We start from the raw sequence: 22,907 nt of genomic DNA, 5'->3' as shown, positions 1-22,907 counted from the left end.
AGACTAAAAGGATGGTGTGTTGTGACTAGATTGTCTTTTCAAAGTATTGAAGATGACTCGCTCAAACTCGTTGATGAACAGGGTAATGAGTATTTTTTGCCCGCTACCGAGGACGTTTTTGCTGCGATCCGTCGAGTGCGCACACACACGGTAACCGGCCACAGCACGGGTCATGTGCGACCAAAAGTGATCCAGTCGATGATTCGCTCCGGAATGTCGGCCGAAGACGTTGCGCACGACACCGGTGCCCCACTGACGCAGATCCAGCAGTACGAAGGGCCCATTCTGGCTGAACGGCGCCACATCGCGCACACCGCTGGTCAGTGCCCGGTGTACTCCGAATCGGGTTCGCGTCCGCTCAGCGAAGTTGTCACCGAACGCCTTCAGGCACGCGATATCGAAGAATCGGACCAGACGTGGGACGCGTGGCGTACCGAAACCGGAGCGTGGCACGTTGAGTTGCGTTATCCAGCGGGCAACACCACCTCGGTCGCAAGCTGGGAATACCGGTCCGGCTCCGTCACAGCACTTGACGATGAAGCCCGTTGGCTGTCCGATACCGGTCCAACGGACTCCGGCCCGATCCCCGACTACGGTTCGGTGTTCAACGTCGAGGCCGATCACACACAGCGCGACACCCGTGACACACAAAGCGAAACCGGGCGCATTTTGGAGAGCCTGCGACGCCGCAAGAACGAAACACAGCCAATCGTGCGTTCAGTTCCGGACGCGCCTGAGTCGCAACCAGATGGCGCGCACTCAGCGCTGTCTCGCCCGCAAGACGCTCACGACGACGCCGTTATGGCGGCTCCCGCTTACCACGATGACGACCAGCCGTCGCTTTTGGACGAGCCAGGCGTGACAGACGACGCGGACGAACAACACGAAGAACAGCCTAAAAAGAAGGGACGTTCTTCCGTTCCCAGCTGGGACGAAATCATGTTTGGGAAAAAGGACTAGGCTCTACGGATCACTAGCGGCGTAGCTCACCCACGGCAATCACGCGGTCGCTCGGCCGGATAAGCGTGTGGTCGTGGGTCACTACGACTACCGCTTTGTCGTGCAAGATCTCACGCAGATCGTCCATGAGCGAAGTCGCTAACTGTTCGTCTAAATGGGCGGTGGGCTCGTCAAGAATGATGACCTGCGCCCCGGCCAGCAAGGTTCTGGCGACAGCTAATCGCTGACGCTGACCACCCGACAAATACGCGCCGGACGCTCCAATCCTGGAGTCGACTTCTGCCAGTTCTTCCAAGCCCACACGGACAAGAACATCGCGAATCTCTTGATCTGTTGGAGCGTTGTCCCGGTCACGTGCAATCGCCAGATTGTTGCGCACCGTGGAGTCGAAGACGTGTGACTCTTGCGGACACCACGCAAAGACCGAAGACAGTTGTGTGGCCGTCAGCTTAAGTGCGTCACCGCCGTTGAGCGTGTACTTTCCGCTCACTGGATCAATGAAACGCAGCAGGAGGCTTATCAGCGTGGTCTTTCCTGATCCTGAACGGCCCGTCACGGTTGTCCATGACCCTGGGGTAATGGAAGCTGAAACGTCACTAAAGACGTCCTCGGTCATGCCCGGCCAGCGGGCAGCCACCTTCTCAAGTTCTGCAGAGTCGAATTCCGCGACAGGTTCGCTAGTGTCCTTACGGATCTCGCCACGTTCATCGAGCGCTGGAACCCGAGCCAGGCTGTGCTTGAGAGCCGGCCAGTTCTGCACGGCAGTCAACGAGTCAATGTAACAGTCAATGAGCGCGAGCGGCAGCAACACCGTCACTGCGAGAAGTTCGGGCGACACCTCTCCACTGGCCACTGCAGACGCTAACAACGGCAACATGAGAACCGCGTTGAGCGTCGTTGCCACGGTGACAATTCCCTCACCAATTCCAGCAGCCCACAAAACCCTGAGTTCGGCGTGCGAAGCCTGCCTGTCGGTTTCGCGAATACTGTCGACCACCTCGGCGGCCCTACCATTGACCAGAACGTCCTCACGTGCCCACAAGAACGCACTGATACGCGCTAACACCTGCGTGCGCGTGCTCAAACGTGCGGAACTCGCCTGCCCGTCCACCACAAGCGTCACCGCAGGGGCACACACCACGCACACCAGCGCGCACACCGCGGTCAACACAGCAGCCCACGGGTGAATGAGCGCCATCACAACAATCGCAGCCACCGCAACGACGGCGGCGACAATCGGAGGTTGCACCACGCGGGGAGCGCCGTCACGCACATCGTCGACATCAGCAACCAGCCGGGTGAGTGCCAACTCCCCTCGAAGCAAGGTGCGGTTCGCGGTTCCGGCCCGCGCAAAACCCAACCACACGCGTTCGCGCAGCTGCGTAAGCGACGTCAGCATCGCATCGTGAAGCAACAGCTGCTTCACGTACGTAAACACCGACCGTGACAGCCCAAAGAACCGCACACCCACGATCGCCACCAACAAATACATGATGGGTGGCTGGAAAGACGCGTGCACAATGAGCCACGCGGACACACCCGAAAGCGCCGCCGCCGACGCAACCGCAGCCACCGCGAACAAGGTAGATCCGATGAACTTCGCAGAAAACACGTTCATCGCATTCACCAGCCTGCGAAGAGCCGTGCAGGTGCTGATCTGGGTTTCGGGCGCCGAGGTGGGCGCTGCTTTGGGTGTATGCGCAGGCTGGGTGTCCGCGGTGGTCGTGGTTGTTGTTTCAGTTGAGCTTGAGGCCCCATCTAAGCGAAGTTCCGTGCCCAGGTTGATGAGTTCTGGGTCGTGGGTCGCAGCGATCACGGGAATCGACTGGGAGATGTTGAGAAGTTCCGTGCGGATCGTGTGCGCCGTCTGCGCGTCCAAGTGGGCGGTTGGCTCATCGACAATGAGCAGTTTTGCTCCTGCGTCCACCCGCATGAGAGCGCGCGCAATCGCAAAACGGCGCAACTCCCCCGGGCTCAACGCAGACGGAGGGGTGTGTGGGTCAAGGTCCAGGCCCACGCGCTGAAGATAAGGCGTGAGCTCAGCGCCGTACAACTGGGCTTCTTCTTCTAACGTTTCTCCGCACGTGCGTGGCGCCTGACCGGCATACGCGATCCTTTCGGGAACACCCACAACGTGCCCGCTCACGGTACACGTGTCGTTTGTCCTAACAAGACCTGCCAACACACCCAGCAACGTTGACTTACCCGTTCCAGAGCCACCCGTCACAACTGTGAGGCCTGAAAAGGTCGCTGACACTGGGGACAGCGCCGGCCGAGGTCGACCCGCGTAGGTGACGGACACCTCGGCGATGGCCAGAGAACCAGGGCGGCACTCAACAGGCGCATTCACCGGCCGCGAAATCACACTTTTAACCCGCTCATACGCAGCCATCCCGTTTTCTGTTGCGTGAAAAGCCGCACCCAACTGACGCAGGGGCAAATAGCATTCAGGGGCCAGGATCAACGCGAGCAGACCGGCCTGTAAATCCAAACTGCCGCTGACCAACCGAACACCAATGAACACCGCAACCACCGCAACCGAAAGGGTCGCAATAAGCTCAAGCGCGAGCGCAGAAAGAAAAGCAACGCGCAAAGTCTGCAAGGTGGTGGTGCGATATGACTCGCTCATGGACTTCAACGCTGCAGTCTGTGCGTACACGCGCCCCAAGCCCACCAGAACAGGTAAGCCTCGGGCCAGCTCCACAAGATTGTTCGACAGTTGATCGAGCGACTGGGTCGCTTCACTGACACGCTCAAGCGTGTACTTGCCGATCAGGATCATGAAGAGCGGCACCAGCGGAAGCGTCACAACAATGACGACGGCCGAAACCCAATCGGCAAACAGAATCCGCACGATGATCAGTGCCGGCACGCACATGGTGGTTAACAGAGCCGGTAGGACGCGGACAAAATAGTCGTCGAGTTCATCCAGAGTGCGCGTGACACTCACCGCCAGGGCTCCGTCAGAAACGCCTGTGTCCCGGCCTGAACCCGCTGTGACCCGGTCCAAAACCCGCGACCGTAGCTCAGTTTTGAACCCGACCGAGGCACGTGCTCCCACGGCTTTTGTCAGCCACACGGCCACTCCGCGGATAGTCGCGCCAACGCACCCGAGTAGTAGAGCAAACTCGAACGGTTCGCCGTGCATGAGGGCGACGATGCCACGCGCGCAGGATTCGGCGATGAGAACCAGGCCCACCGCTTTAAGGACAGCGACGAGCCCCAACCAAGCGAGCGCCCGGGCACCCTGAGGTGCACCGAGCGCTATCGCTACGGGAGACTTACTCACGCTTTGATGCGAGCAGCCACCGGAATCTGGTGTGCTTCCGGAATGTGCTCAACGTGCAGACGCTTAGCCCACAGCGTGTACGAGAACACCGTGTACGCCAGGACGATGGGCACGAAGATCACCGTCACCCACAGCATGACGCCCAACGTGTAGTTAGACGACGATGCGTTTGCAAGGGTGAGCGAGAACTCCGGGTTGATTGTGGATGGCAGAACGTTGGGGAAGATCGAGGCGAAGACGCTTACGACTCCCGCGACCAGGAACAGACCCTGGAAGATAAATCCACCCTTTTCGGAACCTGCACGCAGGCGTACCCAGCTGATTGCTGCGAACACTGCGGCAAGCGCGATCACTGCCCAGCCCCACGCAGGACCGTGCATCACCTGAACGATGACGACCCATACGACGATCGGAAGCAAGAACACAGGACCCCACTTCGCGGCTAGCGCGTGAGCACGGTGGCGAATGTCGCCGTCAGTCTTGAGGCTGACGAAAAGCAGACCGTGCAGGATCGAGAATCCAAGGACTCCCAGACCGCCGATAATGGCGTACACGTTTACCCACGCGAATGGGCCACCGATATTGTCTCCGTTTTCGTTTAGAGGCAGTCCGGTCGTGGTCAGGGCGAGCATGGCCCCCACGCAGAAGGCGGCTACGGCTGAGCCTCCAGCCATGGCCCACGTCCAGAAGTTACGCCACTGATCCGAATGACCTTTTCCGCGGTACTCGATCGACACAGCCCTGAGGATCAGTGCAACGAGAGCGAGCGTCAGCGGCAGGTAGAGAGCCGAGAACAGGGAGGCGTACCACAGGGGGAAGGCCGCGAAGGTAGCACCACCAGCGGTCAGCAGCCACACTTCGTTTCCGTCCCACACCGGACCGATCGAGTTGAGAAGAACGCGACGTTCTTTTTCGTTTTTCGCCAGTGTCTTCATGAGGACACCTACGCCCAGGTCAAAGCCTTCGAGGAAAAGGTATCCCAACCACAGAACGGCGATGAGAATAAACCAGATAATCTGCAGAATTTCCATTGCCACTCCTTAGTAAGCGAACGCCAAGACGTCGTCGTTCTTCGCATCAACGGTGGGCTTGTTGTTGCGGGTGTCGAGTTCTGGCATGGCAGAAGCAACACCACCCCGGGTGTACTTGATGATGAGCTTAAGCTCAACCACCATGAGCGCACCGTACAACAGTGTCAGCGTGATCAAACTGAACAGGAGTTCAGCGGCCGTAACTGACGGTGAAATCGCCGCTGCCGTGTAAAGGAACACGCCGTCAACACCTGACGGGTCAGGGTTGGGGGCCACCACGAACGGCTGGCGTCCCATTTCGGTGAACACCCATCCTGCCGTATTCGCGATAAAGGGAGCGAAGATCGACAAGACTGCGAGAGTGTTCAACCATTTAGCTTGTGGCACAGTGCCCTTGCGAGTGAGCACCAATGCCAATGCGGCGAACGCTGCTGAGAGGACACCGAATCCGATCATCATACGGAAGCCCCAGTACGTGACGATCATGAGTGGCTGGTAGTCCACGGTTGCGCCCGAGTACTCGCCGTACATGTCGCCTTCCGGCAGAGTGGTGCCGTACTTCTCTTCATATTCCGGAATCAGGGTGTTCACACCGGGCACGTCGCTGGTGAAGTCGCCCTTTGCCAAGAAGGACAAGAGGCCAGGGATCTCAATAATGGGCTTAACCGAGTCACACGAGTTGAGGTCGGGCTTACCGATGGTCAGAACCGAGAACTGTCCACCGTCGTGGCACGCAGCTTCTGCCGACGCCATCTTCATGGGTTGCTGTTCGTACATGAGCTTCGCTTGGAAGTCACCTGTAATTGCTACGAACACAAACGCGATGATGGCCGTCCATGCACCCATGCGGAGCGATTTGATCCACACTGAGTGATCTTTTGCGTCACGTCCAGCAATTTCTGGAGCGTCTCCGACGACAACATTGCCTTTGTCATCAACCGTGTCGATGCCGTCCTTGCGACGGCGCCACAGGTGGTACCACGCGATACCCACAAGGAACCCGCCGCCCACGGCGACCGCACCAGCCAGTGTGTGAGCGTAAGCCCACAGGGCCGTGTTGTTGGTCAAAACAGCGACAACATCAACCATCACTGGACGTCCGTCGATCATTTCAACGCCCACGGGGTGTTGCATCCATGAGTTGGCCACAATAATGAAGTAGGCCGACAGCCATGATCCGATCACGGCGGCCCACAGAACAGTCAAGTGCAACGGCTTGGAAAGTCGCTTCCAACCGAAGATCCAAATTCCCAAGAAAGTCGATTCGAGGAAGAACGCGATAAGTGCTTCCATCGCAAGAGGCGCCCCGAAAACGTCTCCCACAAAGCGTGAGTATTCACTCCACGCCATTCCGAACTGAAATTCCTGAACAATACCGGTCGCAACACCCATGATGAAGTTAATCAGGTAGAGCTTGCCCCAGAACTTTGTGGAGCGTAGCCACCGCTCATCACCAGTGCGGTAGTACAGGGTCTGCATAATACCCACGAGCAGTCCAAGCCCGAGGGTGAGCGGGACCATCCAGAAGTGGTACACGGTGGTAATTCCAAACTGCCACCGGCCGATGAGTACCGGGTCCACGTCGCCTCCTCAAATGTGCACACCACGTGCGCAACAGTGTGGTTAATCCACCACAATTTTAACGATACTCACAGGATTTCAGGCTACGTGAGACGCATTCGAAATGGTTGGTCTCATTTTTCGGCTAGCGGAAGTTGCCTGATGGACAGTGCGGTTAAACGTGAGGCTTACGCGTCGATTCGCTGAGCGTCAAGTGAGGCAGCGCCGGACACAATGAACTGCTTACGCGGGGCCACCTCGGAACCCATCAGGAGGTTGAACGTGGTATCAGCCTTTGCGACATCGTCCATGGTCACCCGACGAAGCATCCGGTGTTCTGGGTCCATGGTCGTTTCCGCCAACTGGTCAGCGTCCATCTCTCCCAGCCCTTTGTAGCGCTGAGGCGTCTTGTAGCTCTTTTTCTGCCTGTCTAACCGCGCGATTGTCTTGTGCAGTTCGGCTTCCGAATACGTATAGATGACATCGTTTTCCTTACCCCGGTTGACCACTTCAATGCGGTGCAGAGGTGGAACCGCGGCAAACACCCTGCCGGCTTCGACAAGTGGACGCATGTAGCGGAAGAACAGTGTGAGAAGCAATGTTCGGATGTGCGCGCCGTCAACGTCAGCGTCGGTCATAATGATGACTTTGCCGTAACGCGCTTGTTCTAGATCAAAGCTGCGCCCCGAGCCCGCACCGATGACCTGTGTAAGCGCAGCGCATTCGGCGTTGGCGAGCATGTCGGCAACAGAGGCCTTTTGCACATTGAGGATTTTTCCGCGAATAGGGAAAAGCGCTTGCATTTCTGAGTTTCGCGCCGCTTTTGCCGTCCCCATCGCCGAATCACCTTCAACAATGAAGAGTTCTGTTTCGTCTACATCGGACTTCCTGCAGTCGTACAGCTTGGCAGGCAGGGACGAACTCTCCAATGCGGTTTTACGCCGCTGATTCTCACGGTGCGTACGTGCCGAAATCCTCGATTTCATTTCCGCAACCACTTTTTCCAACAAGGTATTCACCTGGGACTTAGTAGCGCGATGTGAGGACTCCAGGATGGATGTTAGTTCTCTTTCAACCGCCCGAGAAACGATTCCTCGCACAGGAGGCGTTCCCAGCACTTCCTTTGTTTGACCCTCAAACTGTGGTTCAGCGAGAGCGACAGTCACAACTGCCGTGAGGCCAGCAAGGATGTCGTCTTTCTCTAGCTTGTCCTTGCCCACTTTGAGGCGACGAGCATTACTTTCGACTGCCTTGCGAATCGTTTTGACAATTCCTTGTTCAAAACCAGAGACGTGCGTTCCGCCTTTGGGAGTCGCGATGATGTTCACGAACGACTTCAACATCGTGTCGTAGCCGTTTCCCCACCGCAGCGCGACATCGACCGTAATGTCGCGTTCAACCTCTTGCGATTCCATGTGTCCCGAAGAGTTAAGAACCGGAACTGTTTCTTTAAACGACGACTGGGTCGTAAAACGCCACGTGTCCGTCAGCGCGGCATCATGTGCCAAGTGGTCGACGAATGCGGAGATCCCGCCGTCGAACTGAAACTCTTCGACGCGGTGAGGAATCGGCGCACCAGTTTCGTCGACTGCTACTCCCCTATTGTCGACAAGCGTGATTTTAAGGCCCGGAACCAAAAAGGCCGTCTGACGTGCGCGATCCACAAGGCGGTCATAGTTGAACTTAGCGTCGCGAATAAAGATCTGAGGGTCGGCCCAGTAGCGAATCTTGGTACCGGTGACACCTCGTTTAGCCTTGCCGACGACCTCCAGTTTGGACTCTTTTTTAAACGGGGTGAAGTCGTTATCCGGGTGTGGCTCGTTCTTATCCGTGAACGTTCCGGGCGCTCCCCGCTTAAAGGACATGCGGTACACCTTAGAAGACCGCGTCACTTCGATGTCCAAGCGGCTTGACAGGGCGTTGACAACCGACGCGCCCACACCGTGGAGGCCACCCACTGCGGAATACGAACCACCACCGAACTTTCCTCCGGCATGGAGCTTCGTCATGACGAGTTCAACACCAGTCAGCCCCGTACGAGGTTCAATGTCGACGGGAATTCCACGCCCGTTATCTTCGACCGTGACAGATCCGTCTTCGTGGAGGGTCACCGTGATGTTTTCGCCGTAACCGCCTAACGCTTCGTCGACAGCGTTGTCGATAATTTCCCACAGACAGTGCATAAGGCCACGCGAGTCGGTGGATCCGATATACATTCCGGGACGCTTACGCACCGCCTCGAGACCTTCGAGGACCTGCAGTTGCCGTGCTCCGTAATCCGATGTTGCCACCGTCCCAGTCTAGGCCGAAGCCGGCGCAAAACCTTGGATTCACGGGGCTTGTGTCGAGTAGACTGACATATGTGAAACACGCAATTGCGCTATACGCGTGTGCAGTTATGGTCCTTCTGGGTGGCTGTGGGGGCACCCAGACGGCGCAGCCCCGCACCACCGTCGAACCGGAGCCCATTACGCACGAGCATAATCCCGGGGACACCTCGGCGTCGGAAACTCCTCAACGCAAACCTGACGAGTCAGACAGCACCGACAAACCGGCCAACTCTCTCGACGGCGTGACCATTGCATTAGACCCTGGCCATAACGGTGGCAACGCGTCACACCTTTCCCGCATTAACAAAAAGGTGCCGGACGGGCGCGGTGGGAAAAAGGCGTGCAACACCACGGGCACAGCAACCGACGATGGCTTTCCTGAGCACGAATTCAACTGGAACGTCGCAACAAAGGTGCGTGACGAACTCGAAAAGCGTGGCGCTCGCGTCATCATGTCACGCGACTCCAATGACGGGGTCGGACCCTGTGTGGATGAACGCGGGAAGTTCGCTGACGAAGCCGACTTCTTGGTCAGCATTCACGCCAACGGCTCAACAGACTCGTCGATTCGCGGATTCGGAGTCATCCTGGCTCCGGGCGAAAAGGTGGAAGAGTCCACCAAGCTGGCAGAAGCAATTGTGCGGGGGTTTAAGGATCACGACTTCCCTATCAACCGCGCCGGATACGGCAAAGACGGCATGGTGGAGCGCACCGACTTAGCTGGCTTAAACCATGCGTCAGTCCCTGCCGTCATCGTTGAATGTGGCGAAATGCGCAACCCTAAAGAAGCCGAACGCATGCAAAAGGACCCTGACGCATACGCGCGCGCTTTAGTCGATGGCATTGACGCGTTTGCGTCCTATGCAACAATGGGGCTGTGACTGAGAACAAGCCTGTAACCCCTTGTTGGATTGAGCTGAGCTCTCCAAACGTTGAAGAATCGCAGTCGTTCTATTCCGCCGTTTTTGGCTGGGATTTTGACGGCGTGGGCCCCATGGGAATCGGAACACGCGCCGTCGTAAACGGTGCGTCAGTTGCGGGTATCAGTCAACAACCCACCGAGGCGCCCCAGGGTCAGCCGGGGTTCTGGTCGCTGTATTTCCATGTCCCAGATTTTGAAGGATTCCTGCAGGAAATCGCTGAAAACGAGGGACAGGCGCTCATGGCGATCCCCAACTTTGACGACAATGCTTCGGTTGCTCTCGTTGCCGACGCAGCCCAAACCGGGTTTGGCGTATTGGCGTATGACGATGACCGCGGGTTCTCGCTCACAGACGCCGTGGGTGCCCCGGCATGGTTTGAACTGCACACCACCGACACCGGAGTCGCAGACTTTTACACCACTGTTTTCGGCTGGGACGTCCAGTCCAGCGCAGACGAGTACACCACCTTTTCTGCTGGGGACTCCCCCGTAGCAGGGATGGTTGACATCTCTGAGCTGTCAATTCCTGCGCACTGGAAAATATATGTGCGCGTCAGTGACGTAGATGCAACACTTGAGCGTGCTCAGGAACACGGTGGCGCTATTTTGTCGAAGCCCGTTGACACGCACTTGGGTCGCGTCGCGCAGATCATCGACTGCCACAATGCCGCTATTGCGATTGTGAGCACAACTCGCTGACCTGCGTGGGGCGCGGCTACCTCGAATATCAGTCGAGGTAGTCGCGGAGTACCTGGGAACGCGACGGGTGGCGGAGCTTAGCCATCGTCTTTGATTCGATCTGGCGGATACGCTCACGGGTCACACCGTAGACTTTGCCGATCTCGTCAAGAGTCTTGGGCTGACCATCATTGAGCCCAAAGCGCATCGAAACCACACCAGCTTCGCGCTCTGACAAGGTGTCGAGAACCGAGTGGAGCTGTTCCTGGAGCAAAGTGAAGCTGACGGAGTCAGCGGGCACTACAGCTTCTGAGTCTTCAATGAGGTCACCGAATTCCGAGTCTCCGTCCTCACCCAGCGGGGTGTGCAGAGAAATCGGTTCACGTCCATACTTCTGGACTTCGACGACACGTTCGGGTGTCATGTCGAGTTCTTTAGCGAGTTCTTCCGGTGTGGGTTCACGGCCCAAGTCTTGAAGCATCTGGCGCTGCACACGAGCGAGCTTGTTGATGACTTCCACCATGTGAACAGGAATACGAATGGTACGTGCCTGGTCGGCCATAGCGCGGGTAATTGCCTGGCGGATCCACCAGGTTGCATACGTGGAGAACTTAAAGCCCTTGGTGTAGTCGAACTTTTCGACCGCACGAATCAGACCCAAGTTACCTTCCTGAATCAGGTCCAAGAACAACATCCCACGACCCGTGTAGCGCTTTGCGAGCGACACCACGAGTCGAAGGTTAGCTTCGAGCAAGTGGTTCTTAGCAATCCGCCCGTCGTGAATAATCCACTTGTAATCGCGCAGGTCCCGCGCATCCGTAACCTTGCCTTCGTCGACAAGGTGTTCGGCATACATTCCGGCCTCAATACGCTTTGCTAGGTCGACTTCTTCGGCAGCGTTAAGCAGTGCGACCTTACCGATCTGCTTGAGGTAGTCCTTCACCGGGTCAGCGGTCGCGCCGGCAGTCGCAACCTGCTGTGCAGGCTGGTCCTCGTCGTCGGCATCGGACACCACGAAGCCTCCGGCTTCCTTAATCTGGGCGTCCTTTTCCTCTTCTTGAGAGTTACGAGTTTCAGTCGATTCGTCGGTTGTGGCGAGTTCTTCCACCTCGTCGGTTTCGACCTTGTCGTTCTCAACGTCTTCTGCGTCCTGGGCCTTCTGTCTGGTGGCCGTCTTCTTAGCGGCTTCTTTGGCTGCAGTTGCCTTGGCCGCACGCTTAGCGGTAGCTGCTGATTTAGCTGCAGTTGTAGTCTTCTTTGGAGCAACAGTGGACTTCTTAGCAGTAGTCGTACTCTTCTTAGCAGCTGTGGAAGCCGTCTTCTTGGCGGTGGAAGTTTTTGCAGTCGAGGAAGTCTTTTTCGCCGTGGTGGCAGTCTTCTTTGTGCCCGTTGTCTTGGAAGCTGTTGACTTAGATGTCGACGTAGCCTTCTTTGCGGTGGTAGAGGCTTTAGATGTTGTTGCCTTCTTCTTTGCAGTAGTAGAGGCTTGCTTCTCTTTCTCAACAGCTGGCACGAAGTCACCTTTCACCTAAGTTGCCACGCGGGCAGTACTAAGACCCAAGTCAAATCCTCGCGGATACAACTGGGTCAACACCCAATTTTCGCACGATATTCCCGGCAAGTGAAATCAGCGCGTCCACACAGCGGTGATCCCGCGTTCCACAAACGCTTCAACAGTGCCAGCGAAACTATTGGCCGAGTCCACAGCGAGCGCTGACCGTGCGAAATGATGCGCGTAGGAGTTGTGTCCGGCGACCCATTCGAACCAGGCGATTACGCCCAAGAGTTCACTAAAGTACTCATCAGATGCGTGGACTGCAATGAGTTTGAGATACATGAGGACGGAGTATGTGTATGGCATGTGAGGTCGGATCGCGTCCATTCCAGCAAGATGCTGCTCCATGTCCCCTTCTAGGATTTCCAAAATTGTTTCCAGAAATTCTTCTGGACTCAAGTGCCCCACTACATCGGGTCTAAAGCTAGGGTGCCGTGCAGAAAACAGAGTGATAAGAGCGTCTCTGCCAACGCCGTTATCGCTCAACGTCTCGATCGCTCGGACCGCCCCAGGGCTCACGTGGATACTGTCCCAATCGGACGGGGTAGCTTCTGAAAGAGCAAAGGAGCAAAGCTTACTCGCATCCCTAATGAGCGCTTCGAGATCACTCCGTTTATCACCGGTGCAATTTTCTAGTTGCTTACGCACGTGGTCCCTGGCGTGTGGGAGTGCGGACAACGGTGGCAGGTTTGTTGTGGTTTCTACGTTCGGGACAGGTACGCATTCTTCCGGATCGAGGATCCATCCACATTTATTGTGGCCTGTCCACACTGGAGGAATTGATCTCACACCAACTTTGAGCAGTTCACGTTTGATCGCAATCCACGCATGCACAAGTGCGTGAACATCCCGGCTGTTCTTTTCTTCTCCTGCATGTCCAAGAGCTCTGGCGATTTCATCACACGAAAAAACGGGGAGAACCACTTCACACGGCTCGAAACGACGAACCACCTGCGCTATTTGTTCAGCGAGGTCGTCGCTGAACCTGCGGACGGCTCTCATATCGAAATTGACACGTACGCTTCCGCTGAGAGCCCCCACACCTGTTGCGTTTCGTTTCAGAACAAAAACGAGCGAATCGGGCGGGACATGCCCCATGGCCATGTTGACGAGATGAACAATATCGACTGGTGTGCTGATGTTTATTGTTTCCATGACTTCACTGTCATGCTCATCCGCTTGACCCGTAACCCACTCGTTTCGCCCTGTGGAAAAAGGCGTATTCTCCACAGCTGCGGACCACTGCAACACAGTGAATGTGCACATCCCCGTACCCCTAACATCACCGCTGTGACAGGGGAAGACAATTACACTTGGGCCTTATGGGACGGAAACGGGCACAAGACACCAGCATCGAGGTCGAGATATCCACAGGAACTGCGCGCAAGGAAAACATTCCGGGTGACCCCAACTCGTGGGTCCTCTACGTCAACTCCGTACCCAGTTCGTCGATCACGGTCGGCGAACCAACCCGCTTAGATTTTCCATACCTCCACTGGATGGCAACCACAATTGACCACGTGTTCCCACCCGGAACCTCGGTCAGAGCTGTCCATATTGGAGCTGCCGGATGTTCTCTAGCACGGCGCTTGCATGCCACCCACCCGCGGTCCCGCCAGACAGCCATCGACGTCGACGCGCTTCTCATGGAATATGTCCGTGAGTGGTTCGATCTTCCTCGCTCCCCCGCGCTTGCTCTACGGGTGGGAGACGGGGCACGCGAAATCCAAACGTTCGCACCCGGCAGCATCAACATCGTCGTACGCGACGCGTTCGCAGAAGACACCACTCCCCAGGCACTCACAACCCACGATTACTTTGCCCACACCGCCTCAGCCCTTAAACCAGGAGGCCTGGCGTTGTTCAATATCGCAGGAACCCCCGGCCACGCTCGCCAAGAGATCAACGCAATCTCTTCCCAGTTCGCGCAGGTCTACGTCATCCACGCCAGCGGACGAACACGGGGGCAACGTGAAAACGTGGTCATCGCGGCATTGGCATCTGCAAGTGCCCTCGATAAGACGAGACTCGCCGCCACCCTGCGAACAGGGCCCGCTCCGGCGACAATTACCAAAGCATGATTTAACTCACTGCGCACACACCAAAATTCACATGGAATTCGACGCCAAGGTCGTTCGGTTCCGGCATAATTGAATGCCGGAAAGGTACAGGGTGAACGATTTGAACGAAATTTCCATCGAGCAGCAACACGTCGATGCGGTCTACACGAGGCTAGACGAGCTCCGTACCGAAACCACTCAAAAACTCCAAAATGTACGGCTCACCCACGTGGGAAACCACCACCAGAACCGGTCTGAGCGCGACGCTTTTGCCACGGTCTACGAAGACCAGCTCATTCGCCTCAACAGCGCGGAAGAAGGCCTGTGCTTTGGTCGCATTGACGACCGCGACGGCACCACCACGTACATTGGGCGGATCGGCATCAGTGACCAGGACCGGTCTCAGTTGCTCATGGACTGGCGAGCACCTGCCAGCGAACCGTTTTATCGCGCAACTGCAGCTCAACCAGAAAACCTTGTTCTCAGGCGCCATCTCACAACGCGCGGGCGTGAAGTTGTGGCTATTGAAGACGATGTCCTGAGCCTGAGCGATCTAGACTCCGACAAGCGCAAGCACTTGCGCGGCGAAGGCGCGTTGATCGCCTCACTCGACGCGCACCGTACGGGTCGCATGTCAAATATTGTCGAAACGATTCAGGCAGAACAAGACGCGATTATTCGCAAGCCGCTGTCTGGTGTCGTGGTCGTTCAAGGTGGACCTGGAACTGGAAAAACCGCTGTTGCCCTCCACCGCGCGGCATATCTTCTGTATAAGCACCGCACCAAAATTGCGCAGTCGGGGGTACTCATCGTTGGACCGTCGCCGGTGTTCCTCAAATACATTGAAAAGGTCCTGCCAAGCCTGGGCGAAACCGGTGCTGTCCTGTTAACTCCGGGCCAACTGTTCCCAGGGATCGACACGACGCTCCGGGACTCTTTTGCAACCTCGGCGGTCAAAGGCGACCTACGCATGGTCAAGGTGCTGTCCCGAGCGGTACGCAACTACCAGCGAATCCCGGCCTCAGACATCGAGTTGAACGTGGGGCTACGGCAGGTCACACTCACCCGCGACATGGTCAAGACCGCACGCGAACGGGCACGCCGGTCAGGGTATAAGCACAACCGTGCCCGCGAAGTTTTTGCAACCACTTTGATGAACGCCCTGGCGCAGCGAATCGTGGAAAACGGTGAAGGGGGCGCCTCCGAAGATCAGATCGCCGAGGTCGTTGACGATGTGCGGCGCTCCCGCGACGCGCGTGTTGCGATCAATACGCACTGGCTTCCGCTGACTCCCCGAGGTGTCCTGGACGCCCTGTTTTCGAAACCGCACAAGCTGGTGGCGGCGGCCGACAACATTCTGAGTTTCGAAGAGATGGCGCGCTTGCGTCGTCCTGCGGGCTCAGAGATCACGATTGAGGACGTCCCCCTTTTGGACGAGTTGGCTGAACTGTTGGGTACCGCACCTGGCCAGACGCAGGCTGGGTCGCACGAAGTCGAATATGCCGAACGTGTCCTTGAGATGACGGGAACGGGTGATCTCATTTCTGCCGAGCAGTTGGCTCAGCGGTATGCGGATGAGAGTTCGGCTCAGACCTTGGCCGAACGGGCCAGCGAGGACCTCGAGTGGACATATGGCCACCTGATCGTCGATGAGGCGCAAGAGCTCACCCCCATGCAGTTACGACTTCTGTTTAACCGGGTGCCGTCCAAGTCAGCCACGCTTGTGGGCGACCTTGCGCAGGCTTCGGTAGTGGACTCAGACCGCACGTGGAACACCATGTTGTCCCCGCACGTCGACTCCTTTGACGCGCAAGAGCTCACGGTTTCGTACCGCACACCGGGGCGCATCATGTCGATTGCCAATCAGCTTCTCATGGACCACTTCCCCACGCTTACTGTTCCCACTCCGGTCAGGGAGGGCACCCACGATCCCGAGGTCGTCCGGACGTCGTCTGTCTCTGAGTCTGCAAACCGCTTGGCTTCAGTACTGGGCGAGCAAGATTTAGGCGGCACGTGCGCGGTGATAACGGCAGTTGAGCACCGCGAAATCATTGAAGCTACACTGACCAGCACTGGACTTGACTACGGGGTTGGGCCTGCTGGAATCGACCGTACGGTTGCGGTTCTCACCCCCTTTGGAGCCAAGGGTCTCGAGTTCGACAACGTTGTGATTTTTGAGCCTGCATTTATTGCGCAATCGCAGAAGGGCGTGGGTGAGTTGTACGTTGCGTTGACGCGCGCTACTTCGCGTCTCACCGTTGTCACGTCGAATGAGTCAGTCTTAGACGCGTATCTGTAAACCCAAAACTGTGTCAGTGCCTCCTGTCACGATCGTGTACACAACACAAAACAGGAGGAAACATGTACACCCAACTCATTCAAACATTTAGTCCACATATCCCACACGTACCGTCTCTGTCGGCCCCCGTGCGCAGAGCTCACTGGGACAAATACTGGACAGGCGACCGCCCTCCCATTCTCGATGGGGCGAGTGAAGTCATGAGTCGCTGGACTCTCTTTAACCTGGGCGCACACATTGATGGCCCTCAATCAGCACTGAATTTCTACGCCGGTGTGAGCATGTGGGCTGCTGGAAACGCTCCACGGTCCGTTTACCGAGCGTGCAAGCCACTTGCCACGGAAGATTTCGCTAAACGGCTTTTCGAGGCGATCACGCACACACGCGAATGTGAACCCGAGGACGCGTACTGGGCATGGAGTACAGACGTGCGTATTCCATTCGTGGGACCGTCACATTTCACTAAGCTCATGTACTTTTCGCGACGTAACCCGTTGTACGAAAGCGAGAACATGCCATTGATTCTCGACGGTCGAATTGCGCGGGCTTTAAAGATGAAACAGCGGTCAGCGTGGACCGCGTCAACCTACGGAACGTATCTGCGGACTTTGGCTGAAATCGCACACGAGTGGGGCCCCGGCGCAACAGCGGAAGATGTGGAATGTCAGCTCACTGCGCAGGGAATTAGGGCCATTACGCGCAAGACCCAGTTGGCCCAAGCGGCCTAGAGGAACAGCCCCAGTGACCTGCAGAAATATGAAAAGGCCACTGGTGGCGTCGGCTTCCCCTCCGAAGCCACCAGTGGCGGGCGCCATAGCGCTTTTTTATCTTACACAGAACGCCATGCAAAGGCGCAAATCGATTCGTTCTCTGTTGACAAAAATGCTCGGCTCACTCTTCGCGACGTGCAGTTTCGCGTTCTGCACGTAGCGAGGAAATAGCGGCTTCAAAGTCTTCCAAGGAGTCGAATCCTTGGTACACGCTTGCAAACCGCAGGTATGCGACTTGGTCCAATTCGCGTAGGGGGTCAAGAATAGCCAGGCCCACCTCATCCGCGTCGATTTCAGCAATGCCTTGTGACCGGATATTTTCCTCGACACGTTGCGCGAGTTTCGCCAAATCGTCTTCGGATACTGGCCGTCCTTGGCACGCTTTTCGTACACCGGCGACCACCTTTTGGCGGGAAAACTCTTCGGATACTCCCGAACGCTTAATCACAGACAGGCTCGTAGCCTCAATCGTGGTGAACCGTCGCGAGCAGTTGGGGCACTGGCGACGACGCCGGATTGATGCGCCGTCTTCAGCGGTCCTCGAATCCACGACGCGCGAATCACTGTGGCGGCAAAAAGGACAGTGCATTAGCTCTCCCTCCGTAAATGCACAGCATAACCGTGTGCGGGAAGGTTTTCAGCATCGGCAAGTGTTTCAATATGATCGGCGACGTCCAGTAAACCGTCGCGCGTGTAACTCACGATCTGGCTGCTCTTCATAAAACTGTGAACCCCCAGTGGAGACGCGTGAGTCGCCGTCCCGCTTGTGGGTAGCACGTGGTTCGAGCCGGAACAGTAATCCCCCAGCGCCACCGGTGAGTAGTCGCCAATAAAGATTGTCCCACCGTGGCGCAGTTCGCGTGCGAACTCGTGAGGGTCCTCAACCATAACCTCCACGTGCTCACCCGCGTACACGTTGGCCACGCGCACCATGTCTGAGCGCGATTCAACTAACAAAATACCTGACTGGGGTCCTGCGAAAGCTTCGCAAATCCGCTCACGGTGTTTCGCCGTCTCGAGCTGCCGGTCCAGTTCGTCCTGCACGCGAGTCACCAGATCAGCCGAAGCCGTAACAAGAACTGACGCCGCTAACGGGTCGTGCTCAGCTTGGCTGATGAGATCAGCGGCGACGAGCTCTGGCTTAGCCTGGGCGTCAGCGCACACAATGATCTCAGTGGGGCCAGCGATCGAATCAACGCCCACGAATGACCGGACTTGCGACTTAGCACCTGCCACATACGCGTTCCCTGGCCCGGTGATCACGTCCACCGGTTCGCACACTTCGCCGTCGTCAAAACCATAAGCAAACGCAGCGATCGCTTGAGCCCCGCCCATGGCCCACACTTCTTCAACGCCTAACAGTTCAGCTGTCGCCATGACCACCGGGTGTGGCAATCCAGACGGACCGGGAGGTGACGCGAGAGCCAGTGACTCCACACCTGCAACCTGCGCGGGAACTGCGTTCATGACAACCGTCGACGGATACACCGCACGACCCCCAGGAACATACAAGCCAACACGGTCAACCGGCGTCCACCGCGTTGAGACAAAAGAACCGTCAAACTCCGTTGTCGAACCCTGTGGGACATCGTGGGCACTCACCTGGCGCAACCGCGCAATCGACTTTTCAAGCGCCGCGCGTACGCTTGAGTCCAACTCGTCACAAGCACGGGCGAGGTCTTCGCGTGGCACCCGAATCTGTTCCACCGTAACCCCGTCAAAACGCGAGGTTGCCTCCAGAACTGCTACACGACCTCGGTCCCGGACATCCTCTACCACCGGGGCAACACTGGAACGGGCCTTGTCCAAAGAATCATGTGCCCGGGGAACGAGTGAGCGAAGCTCACGAGTAGAAACTCCGGCTGGCACATTGATGATTCTTAACAGTTCAGTCACACAGCCATTCTACTCAGGCACTGTAGCGACACCTCGGCGCCCCGTCTTTCCCACACGGTTCGTCACCCCAAACAGCGGGGCCCCAACAGCGCCTTTAAATCTCCAAAGAGACTTGGCCCGGTTTCTACCCGCCGGTTCAAGCGAATCAACGTCCGCTTACCCGGTTCCAACACGTTGACCCGCACTTCGGTGGGCCCGGGGTTCGCACGCAGGATCTCGTCCAGTTCTTCAACGGTGCCCTCGGTTGCACGATCTAGTGGGATGGTCAGCTGCAACGGAGAGCCAGATGCATTGGAAATGTCCGGAAGTGTCACGGACTGTGCCATCAAGCTAATGGGCCGGTCCTCAGACTGTTTGACACGCCCACGAATCGTCACGACCAAGTCACTTGTAAGAATGTCAGCAACAGGTTCGTACACGTCGCCAAAGAACAGAACCTCAATTGAGGCTTCCAAGTCTTCTATCGTGACAATCGCGTACGGACGCCCCGTATTCTTGGACACTTTCCGCACCAACGATGTGATCATGCCACACACCGTGATAGTGGACCCTTCGGGGCGTCCGTGACTGATGAGATCTACAAGAGGCAGGTCAGACTCTGAGGCGATGACTCCCTCAAGTCCGTTCAACGGGTGGTCGGAAACGTAGAGCCCAATCATTTCGCGTTCAAAGGCCAACTTCTCTTTCTTATCCCACTCCACGCGGTCAGGGATCGGAACTGAGAAGCTCGCGGCGTCCTCACCACCTAAGCCGGCAAAAAGATCGAACTGACCGGCTGCTTCCTGGCGTTTCACTCCTACTACCGAATCAACGGCTTCTTCGTGGATCTCCACCAACGCCCTGCGGGTGTGCCCCAAGGAGTCAAATGCGCCGGACTTAATCAAAGACTCCACCGTGCGCTTGTTGCATACATGCGACGGAACCTTGTCAAGAAAATCAGAGAACGACGTGAATGCGCCCTTTTCGGTACGCGATTCCACAATGCCGTCAACCACATTGTGGCCCACGTTGCGCACTGCTCCCATACCAAAGCGAATGTCATTCCCAACAGGTGTGAAGTTCAGTTCAGATTCGTTCACATCTGGTGGCAGAACCGTGATGTGCATTTTGCGACACTCACCCAAGTACACCGCCAGTTTGTCCTTGTTGTCACCCACACTCGTCAGAAGTGCGGCCATGTACTCGGCCGGGTAGTGGGCTTTCAGGTATGCCGTCCAGTACGACACCACCCCATACGCAGCGGAGTGGGCCTTGTTAAACGCGTAGTCGGAGAACGGCAACAAGATATCCCATAGAGCCTGAGCGGCCTCTTCGGAGTATCCGCGCTCCTTCATGCCCCCGAAGAACCCGACCTGCTGTTTGTCCAGTTCAGCCTTTTTCTTCTTACCCATCGCACGGCGCAAAATATCTGCCTGGCCCAACGAGTACCCGGCCACCTTCTGCGCGATCGCCATCACCTGTTCCTGGTAGATGATCAGACCGTACGTAGTGTCCAGGATTTCCTTGAGCGGTTCGGCAAGCTCAGGATGGATCGGCGTGATGTCTTGTAAACCGTTTTTACGCTTGGCGTAGTTCGTGTGCGAGTCCGCACCCATGGGGCCCGGACGGTACAGCGCCAAGGTTGCGGAAATGTCTTCGAAGTTGTCCGGTTGCATGAGCCTCAAAAGCCCCTGCAGACCCCCTCCGTCGAGCTGGAACACACCGAGTGTGTCTCCACGCGCAAGTAGCTTATACGTGTCGGCGTCGTCGAGCTCCAAACGCTCAAGGTCGATCTCCACATCGCGGTTGCGTTGAATGTTCTCAAGAGCGTCCGAAATAATGGTGAGGTTTCGCAGGCCCAAGAAGTCCATCTTGATAAGCCCCAACCCTTCCGAGGTGGGGTAATCAAACTGGGTGATGACCTGGCCGTCTTGGAAGCGCCGCATGATGGGAATGACATCAATAATGGGCTCCGACGACATGATGACGCCGGCCGCGTGAACTCCCCACTGCCGTTTCAGCCCTTCGAGACCTCGGGCGGTTTCAAATACTTCGCGGGCCTGCTCATTGGTGGCGAGCAGGTTACGGAAGTCGCCGGCTTCGTTATACCGAGGTGCTTCCGGGTTTTCGATGTCGGCAAGGGGAATGTCCTTTGCCATTGCGGCAGGTGGGAGGGCCTTTGTCAGTTCTTCACCCATGGAAAACGGATGCCCAAGCACACGAGCAGCGTCTTTGAGTGCCTGTTTGGTCTTGATGGTTCCGTACGTCACGATCATGGCGACGTATTCGGAACCGTATTTCTGTGTCACATAGTCGATGACTTCGGAGCGTCGACGGTCGTCGAAGTCGACATCGAAGTCCGGCATGGACACACGTTCTGGGTTAAGGAACCGTTCAAAGATCAGGCCGTGTTGAAGGGGGTCGAGGTCGGTGATACGCATCGCGTACGCCACCATGGAACCCGCTCCAGACCCACGACCCGGCCCCACGCGGATTCCGTTGTCCTTGGACCAGTTGATGAAGTCGGCGACCACCAAGAAGTAGCCCGGGAAGCCCATTTTGATGATGATGTCGAGTTCGTAGTCGGCTTGTTTGCGCACCTCATCGGGGATGCCCTGCGGATACCGGTAGTGGAGTCCTTTGTCCACTTCTTTGATGAGCCACGACGTTTCGTCTTCGCCTTCCGGCGTTGGGAACTTGGGCATGTAGTTCGCACTAGTGTCAAAAGACACTTCGCACATGTCCGCAATTTTGAGCGTGTTGTCGCAGGCTTCAGGCAGTTCTTTGAACAGGTGTCGCATTTCAGCCGGCGACTTGAGGTAGTACCCGGTACCAGAGAACGCGAACCTGCTTCCACCTTGTTCATAGGTGGGTTCGAGCAGCTTGGACCCGGACTGTAAGGCCAGCAGAGCTTCGTGCGCTGTGGCGTCAGATTCGTGTGTGTAGTGCAAGTCGTTCGTGGCGACGAGAGGCAGGTTGAGTTCTTTAGCCAGACGCAAAAGGTCCTTGGTGACTCGGCGTTCAATTTCGAGTCCGTGGTCCATGAGTTCGCAGAAGTAGTAGTCTGCTCCAAAGATTTCGCGGTACTCCCCCGCTGCTTTTCGAGCTTCTTCATACTGGCCCAGTCGCAGACGCGTCTGAACTTCACCCGACGGGCACCCCGTGGTTGCGATGAGGCCTTCCGAATAGTTCTGCAAGAGTTCCCGGTCTAAACGCGGACGGTTCCCCAATGCGGAGTCCAAGGAGGCCAGTGAGGATGCTTTGAACAGGTTCTGCATGCCTCGGTTATTGCGCGACAGGAGGGTCATATGCGTATAGCGCCCACCTCCTGACACGTCGTCGGAGCGCTGTGATTCGTCGGTGCGCCATTTGACGACCGTTTTGTCGTTCCTGGCGGTTCCAGGAGTCACATAGGCTTCGACACCAATAATGGGTTTGATACCGGCTTTGGTTGCTTGGTTCCAGAAGTCGAAGGCGCCAAACAGGTAGCCGTGGTCAGTGGTGGCCAACGCTCGCATGCCCAATTCGTTGGTCGCAGCCATGAGGTCGCCCAGGCGGGCCGCCCCGTCGAGCATGGA

General features: G+C 56.9%; 15 protein-coding genes. 6 read left to right on the top strand and 9 right to left on the bottom strand.

The features are described from left to right. Positions 1-21: 21 nt before the first annotated feature. Positions 22-960 (top strand): septation protein SepH, encoded by a 939-nt coding sequence (gene sepH, locus QP868_RS05410; protein ID WP_284925592.1) that lies wholly within the window; start codon positions 22-24, stop codon positions 958-960. 13 nt (positions 961-973) lie between these two features. On the opposite strand, the gene cydC is transcribed toward sepH, so the two are convergent. From cydC to QP868_RS05390, 4 genes are all read right to left on the bottom strand, one after another. Next, entirely contained in the window at positions 974-4,249 is a 3,276-nt protein-coding gene (cydC, locus tag QP868_RS05405) for a thiol reductant ABC exporter subunit CydC (protein WP_284925591.1), read from the bottom strand. Further along, the gene (cydB, locus tag QP868_RS05400; protein WP_284925590.1) at positions 4,246-5,280 is read right to left on the bottom strand and encodes a cytochrome d ubiquinol oxidase subunit II; all 1,035 of its coding nucleotides are present in this window, start codon (positions 5,278-5,280) and stop codon (positions 4,246-4,248) included. Before cydB ends, cydC begins: the two co-directional genes overlap by 4 nt. A gap of 9 nt (positions 5,281-5,289) precedes the next feature. After that, positions 5,290-6,861, bottom strand: coding sequence for a cytochrome ubiquinol oxidase subunit I (locus QP868_RS05395; protein ID WP_284925589.1), 1,572 nt, complete (start codon positions 6,859-6,861; stop codon positions 5,290-5,292). Positions 6,862-7,028: 167 nt separating this feature from the next. After that, positions 7,029-9,131: a DNA gyrase/topoisomerase IV subunit B gene (locus QP868_RS05390; protein WP_284925588.1), complete on the bottom strand. Its 2,103-nt coding sequence runs from the start codon at positions 9,129-9,131 to the stop codon at positions 7,029-7,031. A gap of 71 nt (positions 9,132-9,202) precedes the next feature. On the opposite strand from QP868_RS05390, the gene QP868_RS05385 reads away from it, so the two are divergent. Beyond that, complete coding sequence (locus tag QP868_RS05385; RefSeq protein WP_284925587.1) at positions 9,203-10,051, top strand: N-acetylmuramoyl-L-alanine amidase; 849 nt, start codon at positions 9,203-9,205, stop codon at positions 10,049-10,051. Further along, on the top strand, positions 10,048-10,791 hold the full coding sequence (locus tag QP868_RS05380; RefSeq protein ID WP_284925586.1) for a VOC family protein: 744 nt from the start codon (positions 10,048-10,050) through the stop codon (positions 10,789-10,791). The genes QP868_RS05385 and QP868_RS05380 overlap by 4 nt, the downstream gene beginning before the upstream one ends. Before the next feature lie 28 nt (positions 10,792-10,819). On the opposite strand, the gene QP868_RS05375 is transcribed toward QP868_RS05380, so the two are convergent. Continuing rightward, complete coding sequence (locus QP868_RS05375) at positions 10,820-12,283, bottom strand: RNA polymerase sigma factor (RefSeq protein ID WP_284925585.1); 1,464 nt, start codon at positions 12,281-12,283, stop codon at positions 10,820-10,822. A gap of 114 nt (positions 12,284-12,397) precedes the next feature. After that, the gene (locus tag QP868_RS05370) at positions 12,398-13,480 is read right to left on the bottom strand and encodes a DUF4192 family protein (protein WP_284925584.1); all 1,083 of its coding nucleotides are present in this window, start codon (positions 13,478-13,480) and stop codon (positions 12,398-12,400) included. Positions 13,481-13,647: 167 nt separating this feature from the next. Between QP868_RS05370 and QP868_RS05365 the strand changes: the two genes are divergently transcribed. The 3 genes from QP868_RS05365 to QP868_RS05355 all read left to right on the top strand — a co-directional run bounded on the left by QP868_RS05365 (position 13,648) and on the right by QP868_RS05355 (position 17,412). Further along, a complete protein-coding gene (locus tag QP868_RS05365; protein ID WP_284925583.1) occupies positions 13,648-14,406 on the top strand; it encodes a spermidine synthase in 759 nt (252 codons plus the stop codon). Between the two features lie 91 nt (positions 14,407-14,497). Further along, the gene (locus tag QP868_RS05360) at positions 14,498-16,684 is read left to right on the top strand and encodes a HelD family protein (RefSeq protein ID WP_284925582.1); all 2,187 of its coding nucleotides are present in this window, start codon (positions 14,498-14,500) and stop codon (positions 16,682-16,684) included. Between the two features lie 62 nt (positions 16,685-16,746). Next, the gene (locus tag QP868_RS05355; RefSeq protein WP_350309977.1) at positions 16,747-17,412 is read left to right on the top strand and encodes an 8-oxoguanine DNA glycosylase OGG fold protein; all 666 of its coding nucleotides are present in this window, start codon (positions 16,747-16,749) and stop codon (positions 17,410-17,412) included. A gap of 163 nt (positions 17,413-17,575) precedes the next feature. On the opposite strand, the gene nrdR is transcribed toward QP868_RS05355, so the two are convergent. The 3 genes from nrdR to dnaE all read right to left on the bottom strand — a co-directional run bounded on the left by nrdR (position 17,576) and on the right by dnaE (position 22,904). Next, entirely contained in the window at positions 17,576-18,043 is a 468-nt protein-coding gene (nrdR, locus tag QP868_RS05350) for a transcriptional regulator NrdR (RefSeq protein WP_284925580.1), read from the bottom strand. Further along, on the bottom strand, positions 18,043-19,350 hold the full coding sequence (gene hisD, locus QP868_RS05345; protein ID WP_284925579.1) for a histidinol dehydrogenase: 1,308 nt from the start codon (positions 19,348-19,350) through the stop codon (positions 18,043-18,045). Before hisD ends, nrdR begins: the two co-directional genes overlap by 1 nt. Before the next feature lie 62 nt (positions 19,351-19,412). Beyond that, entirely contained in the window at positions 19,413-22,904 is a 3,492-nt protein-coding gene (dnaE, locus tag QP868_RS05340; RefSeq protein ID WP_473964629.1) for a DNA polymerase III subunit alpha, read from the bottom strand. Between the last annotated feature and the right edge of the window lie 3 nt (positions 22,905-22,907).

This window comes from Brevibacterium sp. UMB1308A (assembly GCF_030230605.1).
Taxonomy (GTDB): domain Bacteria; phylum Actinomycetota; class Actinomycetes; order Actinomycetales; family Brevibacteriaceae; genus Brevibacterium.
The sequence above is the reverse complement of the archived record's forward strand: the minus strand, read 5'-3'. Positions and strand labels throughout refer to the sequence as shown.

Excerpts from the sequence above, each read along its gene's own strand:
- cydB (WP_284925590.1), bottom strand. The coding sequence starts at position 5,280 with ATGGAAATTCTGCAGATTATCTGGTTTATTCTCATCGCCGTTCTGTGG.
- QP868_RS05370 (WP_284925584.1), bottom strand. The coding sequence starts at position 13,480 with ATGGAAACAATAAACATCAGCACACCAGTCGATATTGTTCATCTCGTC.
- QP868_RS05365 (WP_284925583.1), top strand. The coding sequence starts at position 13,648 with ATGGGACGGAAACGGGCACAAGACACCAGCATCGAGGTCGAGATATCC.
- QP868_RS05355 (WP_350309977.1), top strand. The coding sequence starts at position 16,747 with ATGTACACCCAACTCATTCAAACATTTAGTCCACATATCCCACACGTA.
- nrdR (WP_284925580.1), bottom strand. The coding sequence starts at position 18,043 with ATGCACTGTCCTTTTTGCCGCCACAGTGATTCGCGCGTCGTGGATTCG.
- dnaE (WP_473964629.1), bottom strand. The coding sequence starts at position 22,904 with ATGCTCGACGGGGCGGCCCGCCTGGGCGACCTCATGGCTGCGACCAAC.